Raw genomic sequence first — 9,591 nt, 5'->3', positions numbered from 1 at the left:
ATTGTCCCGGACTATGTGCACGTGCTGGCCGGGGGCAGGATTGTTAAATCCGGCGGCCGCGAACTGGCCCTGGAGCTGGAAGAACGCGGCTACGGCTGGCTGGGCATCAAGGATGAAGAAACTGCCGACAGTTCAGCCACCAGTTCTGCCAACTAAACGGGAGGTCGCGGAATGAAACCAGCACCCACGCTTTCCACCGCGTTCCTGCATCCGGCCGGTCAGTCATTGCCGGAGCCCCTGCTGGCCCTGCGCAAGCAACGGGGAACGGCACTGGTCGACATGCCGTTGCCGACCCGGAAAACGGAAAACTGGAAATACTCGAGCAAGTACCTGAAGCTCACCGACGACATGGCCATTTCCCTGCCGGCGGAAGGCAAGACCGGCAGCAGCCTGGCGGTGCCCGGTTACAAGGTCGCCTTTCTTAATGGCGTGATGATGCCGGAAGCCTGCGAATACCCGGATCTGGACGGCATCAGCATCAAGAGTTTCGGTGACCTGAGCGACGCAGAAGCGACTGAACTGGCGGATCGCCTGGACAGCACCCTGGACAACAAGGCTGTCCAGATGGCCCGGCTGAATTCAGCCCGATTTGAAGACGGCCTGCTGATCACCCTCAAGCCGGATGCCGTGCTCGACCAACCTCTGTTTATCGTGCACGAAGTGACTGCCGAGGCCAGTGGTTCGGCCTTTCCGCGCATTTTCGTGGATGCCGGCCGTCACAGCCAGATTATGCTGGTAGAGGAATACATTTCCAGCGGATCGGCCCAGGTTATGGTCAACACCGTCACCGAGTTCAGCCTGGCTGACAGCGCCAACGTCACCAGTATCCGCCTGAATATGGAAGGCGAGAATGTCCAGCACATCGGCTCTACCGGCGTTCTGCAACAACGCAGTTCCCGCTTTGAAAGCCACACGGTTGGTTTTGGTGGCCCCCTGCGCCGGCACGACCTGCAGGTCCGGCTGGAGGGCGAAGGCGCCGAGTGCAAGCTCAACGGCGTGGTTGTCACCCAGGGCAAACAGCACTACGACAACCACACCACGATTGAGCATGTAGCGGCCCACTGCAACAGCGAAGAGACTTATCGCAATATTGCGGCAGACCAGTCCCACGCGGTATTCAACGGCCGGATTCATATCCACCAGGACGCCCAGAAGTCCAATGCGAATATGAACAACAAAAACCTGCTGCTGTCCAATGGTGCAGAGATTGATACCAAGCCGGAGCTGGAAATCTACGCCGATGACGTAAAATGTGCCCATGGCGCCACCATCGGCCAGCTTGATGAGATCTCGCTGTTCTACCTGGTTTCACGGGGTATTGGCCGGCGCCAGGCAAACGTCCTGCTCACCATGGCCTTTATCAACGAACTGGTGGAGCAGATTCCGGTTGAAGCAGTGCGTGAAACGGTCCAGGGTCGGCTGAACCACTTCTTCGAACAGACATTCCAGGAGGCGTAACCGGTTATGACCGATCTGTCCGTGGCAAGCACCGCCAAGCGCACCACTTTCGATGTGGATGCGATTCGCCGGGATTTCCCGATCCTGTCTCAGCAGGTGAACGGCAAGCCCCTGGTGTATCTGGATAACGGTGCGTCGGCCCAGAAGCCAGAGGCTGTGCTGAACGCCATGGACCGGTATTACCGGGAGATGCACTCGAATGTGCACCGCGGAGCCCACACGCTCGGAGACCGGGCCACCGCCGCTTTCGAGGGTGCTCGTGAAACGGTCCGTAGCTTCCTGAATGCAGAAAGCACGCGGGAGATCATCTGGACCCGTGGCACTACCGAAGCCATCAACCTGGTCGCCAACGGCCTGGCCCCGCGCCTGAAAGCTGGCGACGAAATTCTGGTGAGCCACATGGAGCACCATGCCAACATTGTGCCCTGGCAGATGATTGCCGAGCGCACCGGGGCGAAAGTGGTTCCGATCCAGGTGACACCTGAGGGCGAACTGGATCTGGAGTCTTTCACCAGCCTGCTCAACGACAAAACCCGGGTCCTGGCCATCACCCATGTGTCCAACGTGCTTGGCACCGTGAACCCGATAGCCGCCCTGATCGAGCAGGCCAAGGCCCACGGCATCATTACCCTGGTGGACGGCGCCCAGGCGGTACCGCATTACCAGCCGGATGTTCAGGCGCTTGGTTGCGATTTCTACGTGTTCTCTTCTCACAAGCTGTTCGGCCCCACCGGTATTGGTGTGTTGTACGGCAAGGCCCAGCTGCTGGAAGAAATGCCTCCGTACCAGGGTGGCGGCGAGATGATTGAGCGGGTCTCGTTCGAGCGCACTACCTGGAACACCCTGCCCTACAAATTTGAAGCCGGCACGCCGGCGATTGCCGAGGCAGTCGGACTGGGGGCCGCCATTGACTACCTGAACGGCCTGGATCGCACCGCCATGGAAGCGGCCGAGGCCGCACTGCTTGAGCGGGCCAACCAGTTGGTGGAAACGGTGCCAGGCATGGAAATCATCGGCACCGCGAAACAGAAAGTGCCGGTCATGTCCTTTAAAATTGCCGGCCTGCACCCCAGTGATATAGGCACGCTGCTGGATCAGCAGGGTATTGCGATCCGCACCGGCCACCATTGCGCCATGCCGCTGATGGATTTCTATGGAGTTCCCGGTACAGCCCGGGCGTCATTCGCGTTCTACAATACTCTGGACGAGGTGGATACGTTGTTTACCGCCCTGCAAAAAGTCCAGCGTCTGTTTGCCTGATGGAGGTGGAATCATGACAGCCGAAGTCTTCACCCCGACCGTTGCCGTCACCATGACGCCCAGCGCGGTCAAGCACGTGCGCAAACAGCTGGAGAAAAAGCCGGACGCCAAGGGCATTCGGCTGGCCATCAAGAAGAGTGGCTGCTCCGGCTTCAAATACGAAACCCAGTGGGTGGAAGACGTCGCAACCGATGACAGGGTGTTTCACATTGATGGGGTTGATGTCTTTGTGAAAGAAGAGCATCTGCCACTGGTGAACGGCATCGAGATCGATTTTGTGACTGAGGGCGTGAACTCCATGTTCCAGTTCCGCAATCCGAATGCCACCGCCGAATGCGGGTGCGGCGAGAGCTTCACAGTCGCCTGACCCGACCATGAGTTTGTAGGTCGGATTAGCGAAGCGTAATCCGACACCAGAGATTGAGAAAAAGCGAGGCCAGAACAGGCATGCAAGAACGGGAAGTGGTCCTGACCAAACGCGAGGTGGAAGCCCGCCTTGTTCCCTCCGGAACCGAAATCATGATTCCGTCGGACACCTTTGTGACCATCACACAGTCACTGGGAGGCACCTTCACGGTCGCCGTGAACGGCAACCTTGCCCGGATTGAAGGCCACGACGCCGATGCACTTGGCAAGAAGCCGCTGGAAAGCAGCTTCGAAACGCCAGAAGACGGCACCGTCAACGAAAACCAGGTCTGGGAAGCCATGCGGAACTGCTACGATCCGGAAATCCCGGTGAACGTGGTCGATCTGGGCCTGATTTACGACTGCAAGATTGAAAATGGCACCGAAGACGGCAACCATGTCTACGTCCTGATGACCCTGACTGCCGCCGGCTGCGGCATGGGCCCGGTCATTACCGAGGATGTGAAAACCAAGCTGGAGCACGTGCCCAACGTGGACAAGGTGACCGTTGAACTGACCTTCGATCCGCCCTGGAGCAACGACATGCTCACCGACGAAGCCAAACTCGAACTGGGAATGCTGTAAATGACTGCCAGTGAACAGGACTTTCTGAACAACCCCCTGGGCAAAGACACTACGCTGGAAGACGTTCTGGATGGCTTTGAACTGCTGGACGACTGGGAAGAGCGCTACGCTTTTATCATTGATCTGGGCAAACAGCTTCCTGCCTTTCCGGAAGAATCCAGGGTTGAAGCAAACTACGTTCACGGCTGCCAGAGCCAGGTCTGGCTGATTCACCACTACGATGAAGCCAGTGGCCGCCTGTACCTGCTGATTGATTCCGACGCCATGATTGTCCGCGGCCTGGCTGCCATCATCCTGGTTGCCCTGAACGGCAAGACCCCGAGGGACCTGCTGGCCACAGACATCGATGAGTTGTTTGAGCAGCTGGACCTGTTTCGGCACATTTCTCCGACCCGCGGCAACGGACTTCGGGCCATGGTCGGCAAGATCCGGGACATTGCCGCCGCTGAGGTGGCCGCTGCCAGCAATTGATGCCCACCCGCACTACCAGATAATCGCGATATCATCTCTCTGGATATTCACCATGTCGCCGACCTGCGGCATGGTACCGCGACTGAAGTGTGGCTGTACCTTATCGAGAGTTACCGAAACCTCACTGTCCTGCAGTTCCGGCGAATCCTCGGGGGAATCCAGATACCGCTTGCTCCGGTAAAGTTTCAGCTCGTCACCGGGCCGGAGCCCGGCGGTAGCACCTGATTCCAGGGTTACCGAATGCCCCTCAACCCGCGCTATCCGGGTAATAAAAGGCTGACACGCCAGTGCCTCGGTCACAGCCACTGCCATATCCTCGATAATCCCATTTACCGACTGACCATAGGCGGTTTTCTGGAACCCCGAAGAACCGAATCCAGCAGAGCTTCCAGGCCCGGCATCCCAGTCCGCCGCCGTTGCAAATCGCTGCCGAAGTACGGGGGCACCGCTGAACCCGTCGAAAATAATGAGATCAGCGGCGAACCGACGCCGTTGATCCACCGCACCAATGCCGCGCTGCATCCGATCCAGCACGGAGGTGCCCCACGCCGAAGGGTCAGCAACGCCGAGATCCCGGATCACGCCGGTCACCACGAACTGCACACCCATTTCCCGGGCAAGCTCGAGCACATTGGTCAATCGATTATCGCCCTGCTGAACCGTGGGTGCGTTCAACAGGTCGGTGAACATCCGGGAAGTGGTCGCGCCGAAAACCTGCAGCCCGCCCCGAGCCACCAGACGTTGCTGGAGCTGCTGCGGCAAGATCTCGCCGGCATCGTCAATACGGCCCACCCTGGCCTGATCCGGGTAAAGCACCGGGAACCCGGTGACCGCGACCCGCTTTTTAAGCCGGCCGGCATCTCCGGCACCGCATTGGCTGCGACTCTCGCTGATATCTCCGCGGACAATCACCCTCAACAGGTTGCCGTTCTGGTACTCATCGATAATCCGCACGTTCCGGGCCCGGGCGGTTGATGCCAGATCCATCCGGGATTCGGTGATAACCCCGTTTTCCATGGTGTCATGAGTGCTTACCCGGGCCTCGTACTGCAGAGAGAGGTCCCGGATCGCGGCCTTGCGGGCTTCAGCCCGGGCGGCATCCAGATCACCGTTATGGATATTGGCGTGCCCCACACCCTCGAGGACGACGGCATGGGCGCCGGAAACCAGAGCCAGGGTCAGTGCCCCGAGCACGATCAGTGACGACAAACGCTTCATAGTTTCCAATCACTCAAGGTAATAGAGGGAATCCACGCCCTTGCTCTGCACATCCCCTACGCTGTCGTTCTCCTGCGGCATGGGAATGGGGCAAAGATCCTGAACCTGGTCATCTGCCACTTTGGCAACACAGGCCCGGAAGCGTGGCTCCAGCTTCAGCTCCATCACGGTTTCGAACACACCGTCGCTGTGCTCGTTCACAGCGACCAGCTTGGCTCCGCGAATATAACTGTCAACGTAGGTTCGAAACATGTCGTTGCGCAGGACAAAATCATTGACGGTGGAACTGCCGTAGACCACGGTGCCATAGACCCGTTCAACCAGGTTGCGGTAGGCGTCGAGCTGAGAGGCACGCCGGGCCATCAGGCGCTTGCGGGTATTTGAACGATCAGCCGCAACATCCTCGTAGGTACCCAGGCCGCTCACCCGCACGGTGATTGGCTCCAGCTCGGTGTCCTGACGGGACTGGCTGCCGTCGTCTTCCTGGTAACTGCCAACCGGCGCACAGGCAGCAACCGTCGTCACCAGCAGAGGCATGAGTATCCAGCGAAGGTTCATTGGGTGTCTCCAGAAAACATCATTTCCGGTTCTCCATGAAAGAATTACGCCAGTTTTTCTAACCCACTGATATTTCAATCAACACGGCCAGGACGCATCCATCCACCACCCCGATGCGGCAAAAAACTGCCTCCGTTTACACATCAAAAACAAACCGTTACCCCATAGGTCATGTGCTGGAAAAGGTTCTGCATTAACCTTTCCTCTACGTAATATTTATTTTGCCTTTTTAACAACGGGATTCTTCATGACCGGACACCGTCTGACCAAACTTTCAGTTGCCATTGGCCTCTCCATTGCCACCTCCGCTGCACTGGCCAGCCCCCAGTCTTTTATGTCTGCCCGCTCTTTTGCCATGGGCGGCACCGGGGTCGCTGTAGCAACGCCTTCAACGGCGCCAATGAGTAACCCGGCGATGCTCGCTGCAGACCACCACAGCTGGAACGATGACTTCGGGCTGATGCTGCCTTCCGTGAATGCGCGGGCCGCGGATGAAGAGGAAACCATTGACCAGGTGGATGATATCCAGGACGTGATCACCGATCTGGAGTCTGTGGCCTCGGGGTTCGATCCAAACAACGACGATCCGCAGAGTATCCGGGACGGCGCCTCTGACCTGAGCAACCGCCTGACCGAATTCGACAGAGACACGATGCGTGTGAACGCGGGCCTCGGGCTCAGCCTTGGGGTGCCAGGCCAGTCGTTGTCCGTCGGGGTATTCACCAATGCCAATCTGACAGCAACGGTTCGCGGCGATGTGTCGGATCAGGACATCAACGCGCTCGACACAATCGCCACGGCCGGGACCCCTCAGGACGTCAAGACCGCCATTGACCAGATCACCAACCCGGATGACAGCCTTAATCTTAGTTCCCAGGGACAAATTCTGGCATCCGCCGTAGGTGAAGTCGGTATCAGCTTCGCTCGCGCCTTCGAGTTGCAGGACGGCTCCAGCTTCCAACTTGGCCTGTCACCGAAATATGTGGAGCTTCGTACATTTCAGTACACCGAATCCGTATCTGGATTCGAGGATGACGAGTTCGACAGCGATCAGTACCAGACCGACAAAAGCGGCTTCAACCTCGATGTAGGAGCGGCCTACAGCTTCGGCGAAGCAAACCAGTGGAACACGGGGATTGTCGTTAAGAACCTGATTCCCATGGAACTGGATTCTGCTGCCAGCCGGCCTTTGCTCGGAGAGGAAGTTCGGACACTGAAGCTGGACCCCATGGTCACCGCTGGCATCGCCCACAAGAGCGACTACCACGTTGTCACCGCCGAAATCGACCTGACCAAAAAGGAGGCTTTCGGCTTTGAGGACGATACCCAGTGGGCCGCCCTCGGTGCAGAGTTCGACGCCTTCCGGTATGCCCAGCTCCGTATCGGTGTTCGCCACAACCTGGCCAGCAACGATGACAACGACGGCATTGAAGAGAAGACCCAGTTCACCGCCGGTCTTGGCCTGAACATTGTCGGCGTACGCCTCGACATCGGCGCCCTGTACAGCGATGCCGATGCGGGTGCCGCCCTCGAACTTGGCACCGCGTTCTGATTAAACGCTGAAAGTGAGGCCAGATGAAAGTTTCATCTGACCTCAACCTCCAATCAAAGCCTGCCCGGGGTTACCTGGGCGGGCTTTTTTGTAACCCGGCACCGCTCAGGTTTGCCTGCCCTGCCCGGGAACCGGATAATCCCCCGATACACTCTCCGGAAGGAATCAGACATTTCATGCAGGCTTATCTGGTTGGCGGTGCCGTACGTGACTCATTACTCGGCCTTGAGGTCAAGGACCGGGACTGGGTTGTCGTCGGCGCCACGCCCCGGGAGATGCTGTCCAAAGGCTTCAAACAGGTGGGCTCGGACTTCCCGGTATTCCTGCACCCCGGCACCCGGGAAGAATATGCCCTGGCTCGCACCGAGCGGAAACAGGGGCGCGGCTATCATGGCTTCACCGTTTACAGTGCGCCGGATGTCACCCTGGAACAGGATCTGAAACGACGGGACCTGACCATCAACGCCATGGCCAGAACCGAGGGCGGAGAACTGGTCGACCCGTTTAACGGCCGCCGTGACATTGATGATCGCAAGCTTCGGCATGTCTCGGAAGCCTTCGCCGAAGATCCGCTGAGAATACTGCGCACCGCCCGGTTCGCAGCCCGTTTCCACCCCCTGGGGTTTACCGTGTGCGACCAGACCATGGCCCTGATGAAGGGCATGGTGGCTAGCGGAGAAGTGGACCATCTGGTTCCCGAACGGGTCTGGCAGGAATTCCAGCGGGCGCTGCATGAAAAGGCACCCGAGGCATTTTTCGAAGTCCTCCGCGACTGTGGCGCCCTGGCGGTACTGATTCCGGAAATCACCTCGTCTGCGGTATTTACCAGGGCGATGGCAGCGCTTCGATGCGTCCATAACCGGGCAGATACCGACACCGAAGAACGTTTTGCAGCCCTGTTGTCATCCCTGGATGAACCGGTAGCTCTGGCGAGAGCCAAGGCCTTAAAAGCCCCCAATGACTGTCAGAACCTGGCTCGACTGGTGACAGCCTTTACGCCGCAGCTACGGAATTCTGATCCCCATAACCCTGAAGCCGATGCCCTGCTGAACCTACTGGATCAGGCGGATTTCTGGCGCCGCCCGGAACGTTTTTCGCAACTTCTTAACGTGCTCGAATGTACGCTGTCCGCCGATTTCCCCCCACTAAACCTGCTTCGAACCGCATCGAAGGCGGCTACCGGCGTCGAGCCGAAAGCCCTCCTGGCGCAGGGCTATAAAGGCAAGGAACTTGGCGACGCGATCCGCCATGAACGCCTTGAACGTATCCGCGATGCCATCGCCCACACCAAAGACTGAGGAAGCACCATGGCAGCCACAACACCCGTTGCCCTGATCACCGGCGCGGCTCACCGTCTTGGGGCACAAACGGCCCGGGCCCTCCACCAGCGAGGGTGGAACCTGGTGATTCACTACCGGAGCCGGGAACAGCAGGCCCAGGACCTGATCGACGACATGAACCGGCAACGGCCGGATTCCGCCTGCGCTCTCCAGGCTGATCTCAGCCAGACATCCGAGGTGAAACGGCTGGCCAGCGACGCTCTCGCCCACTGGAATCGGTTGGACGCGCTGGTCAACAATGCTTCGGTGTTCTACCCCACTCCGACCGCAGACGCCACCGAAGACGACTGGAACACGATTCTGAACACCAACCTCAGGGCCCCGTTCTTTCTGCTTCAATCGTGCCTGCCTGAGCTGCGCCGAAACCACGGCAGCGTGGTAAATCTGATCGATATTTACAGCGAACGACCCATCGATGATCACCCACTTTACTGCGCCAGCAAGGCGGGCCTGGCGGCCCTCACGCGCTCTTGGGCAAAAGACCTGGCGCCGGGGGTGCGGGTCAACGGCGTATCACCAGGCGCAATCCTCTGGCCCGAGGGCGACGCCGAGATGGATAAATCCGCGCAGCAGGCGATTCTCGACAAGACCCCGCTGGCCCGAACCGGCAATCCTGATGATATTGCCGGAACCATCGCGTTCCTGATCTGCGATGCGCCGTTCATTACCGGGCAGATCATTGCCGTTGATGGTGGCCGCAGCCTGAACATGTAAGCCTCCCTGCGGACCTGCTCATTTTGGCCG

General features: G+C 58.9%; 10 protein-coding genes and 1 pseudogene. 9 read left to right on the top strand and 2 right to left on the bottom strand.

Features of this window, described 5'->3' with window-relative positions; all coding sequences use genetic code 11:
• From sufC to ACESMK_RS19155, 6 genes and pseudogenes are all read left to right on the top strand, one after another.
• Positions 1–156, top strand: a pseudogene (gene sufC / locus ACESMK_RS19180) (Fe-S cluster assembly ATPase SufC); the annotation flags it as partial.
• 15 nt (positions 157–171) lie between these two features.
• Positions 172–1,458 (top strand): Fe-S cluster assembly protein SufD, encoded by a 1,287-nt coding sequence (sufD, locus tag ACESMK_RS19175; RefSeq protein ID WP_373002055.1) that lies wholly within the window; start codon positions 172–174, stop codon positions 1,456–1,458.
• Positions 1,459–1,464: 6 nt separating this feature from the next.
• Positions 1,465–2,718, top strand: coding sequence for an aminotransferase class V-fold PLP-dependent enzyme (locus ACESMK_RS19170; RefSeq protein ID WP_373002053.1), 1,254 nt, complete (start codon positions 1,465–1,467; stop codon positions 2,716–2,718).
• 13 nt (positions 2,719–2,731) lie between these two features.
• On the top strand, positions 2,732–3,085 hold the full coding sequence (locus ACESMK_RS19165; RefSeq protein ID WP_373002051.1) for a HesB/IscA family protein: 354 nt from the start codon (positions 2,732–2,734) through the stop codon (positions 3,083–3,085).
• An 80-nt stretch (positions 3,086–3,165) separates the two neighbouring features.
• The gene (gene sufT / locus ACESMK_RS19160; RefSeq protein WP_373002049.1) at positions 3,166–3,708 is read left to right on the top strand and encodes a putative Fe-S cluster assembly protein SufT; all 543 of its coding nucleotides are present in this window, start codon (positions 3,166–3,168) and stop codon (positions 3,706–3,708) included.
• Positions 3,709–4,179, top strand: coding sequence for a SufE family protein (locus ACESMK_RS19155; protein WP_373002047.1), 471 nt, complete (start codon positions 3,709–3,711; stop codon positions 4,177–4,179).
• A 12-nt stretch (positions 4,180–4,191) separates the two neighbouring features.
• Here ACESMK_RS19155 and ACESMK_RS19150 read toward each other — a convergent pair whose 3' ends face one another.
• Together ACESMK_RS19150 and ACESMK_RS19145 are read right to left on the bottom strand one after the other, a co-directional pair.
• A complete protein-coding gene (locus tag ACESMK_RS19150; protein WP_373002045.1) occupies positions 4,192–5,397 on the bottom strand; it encodes a flagellar assembly protein T N-terminal domain-containing protein in 1,206 nt (401 codons plus the stop codon).
• A 9-nt stretch (positions 5,398–5,406) separates the two neighbouring features.
• The gene (locus ACESMK_RS19145; RefSeq protein WP_373002043.1) at positions 5,407–5,955 is read right to left on the bottom strand and encodes an LPP20 family lipoprotein; all 549 of its coding nucleotides are present in this window, start codon (positions 5,953–5,955) and stop codon (positions 5,407–5,409) included.
• Between the two features lie 247 nt (positions 5,956–6,202).
• Here ACESMK_RS19145 and traF point away from each other — a divergent pair, with 247 nt between their 5' ends.
• The 3 genes from traF (at position 6,203) to ACESMK_RS19130 (ending at position 9,561) form a co-directional block, all read left to right on the top strand.
• Positions 6,203–7,507, top strand: coding sequence for a conjugal transfer protein TraF (traF, locus tag ACESMK_RS19140; protein WP_373002041.1), 1,305 nt, complete (start codon positions 6,203–6,205; stop codon positions 7,505–7,507).
• Between the two features lie 176 nt (positions 7,508–7,683).
• Positions 7,684–8,805, top strand: a complete 1,122-nt coding sequence (locus ACESMK_RS19135; RefSeq protein ID WP_373002039.1) for a multifunctional CCA tRNA nucleotidyl transferase/2'3'-cyclic phosphodiesterase/2'nucleotidase/phosphatase — start codon at positions 7,684–7,686, stop codon at positions 8,803–8,805.
• A gap of 9 nt (positions 8,806–8,814) precedes the next feature.
• Positions 8,815–9,561 carry a pteridine reductase gene (locus ACESMK_RS19130; RefSeq protein ID WP_373002037.1) on the top strand — a complete coding sequence of 249 codons (747 nt, stop codon included), beginning with the start codon at positions 8,815–8,817 and terminating at the stop codon, positions 9,559–9,561.
• The last annotated feature ends 30 nt before the right edge of the window (positions 9,562–9,591 follow it).

Origin of the sequence: Marinobacter sp., assembly GCF_041687235.1 — a bacterium.
Classification (GTDB): domain Bacteria; phylum Pseudomonadota; class Gammaproteobacteria; order Pseudomonadales; family Oleiphilaceae; genus Marinobacter.
The sequence above is the reverse complement of the archived record's forward strand: the minus strand, read 5'-3'. Positions and strand labels throughout refer to the sequence as shown.

What these genes read in the sequence shown, in the direction of transcription:
- ACESMK_RS19135 (WP_373002039.1), top strand. Translation starts at nt 7,684, where the DNA reads ATGCAGGCTTATCTGGTTGGCGGTGCCGTACGTGACTCATTACTCGGC.
- ACESMK_RS19130 (WP_373002037.1), top strand. Translation starts at nt 8,815, where the DNA reads ATGGCAGCCACAACACCCGTTGCCCTGATCACCGGCGCGGCTCACCGT.
- ACESMK_RS19145 (WP_373002043.1), bottom strand. Translation starts at nt 5,955, where the DNA reads ATGAACCTTCGCTGGATACTCATGCCTCTGCTGGTGACGACGGTTGCT.
- sufD (WP_373002055.1), top strand. Translation starts at nt 172, where the DNA reads ATGAAACCAGCACCCACGCTTTCCACCGCGTTCCTGCATCCGGCCGGT.
- traF (WP_373002041.1), top strand. Translation starts at nt 6,203, where the DNA reads ATGACCGGACACCGTCTGACCAAACTTTCAGTTGCCATTGGCCTCTCC.
- ACESMK_RS19150 (WP_373002045.1), bottom strand. Translation starts at nt 5,397, where the DNA reads ATGAAGCGTTTGTCGTCACTGATCGTGCTCGGGGCACTGACCCTGGCT.
- ACESMK_RS19165 (WP_373002051.1), top strand. Translation starts at nt 2,732, where the DNA reads ATGACAGCCGAAGTCTTCACCCCGACCGTTGCCGTCACCATGACGCCC.
- ACESMK_RS19170 (WP_373002053.1), top strand. Translation starts at nt 1,465, where the DNA reads ATGACCGATCTGTCCGTGGCAAGCACCGCCAAGCGCACCACTTTCGAT.
- ACESMK_RS19155 (WP_373002047.1), top strand. Translation starts at nt 3,709, where the DNA reads ATGACTGCCAGTGAACAGGACTTTCTGAACAACCCCCTGGGCAAAGAC.
- sufT (WP_373002049.1), top strand. Translation starts at nt 3,166, where the DNA reads ATGCAAGAACGGGAAGTGGTCCTGACCAAACGCGAGGTGGAAGCCCGC.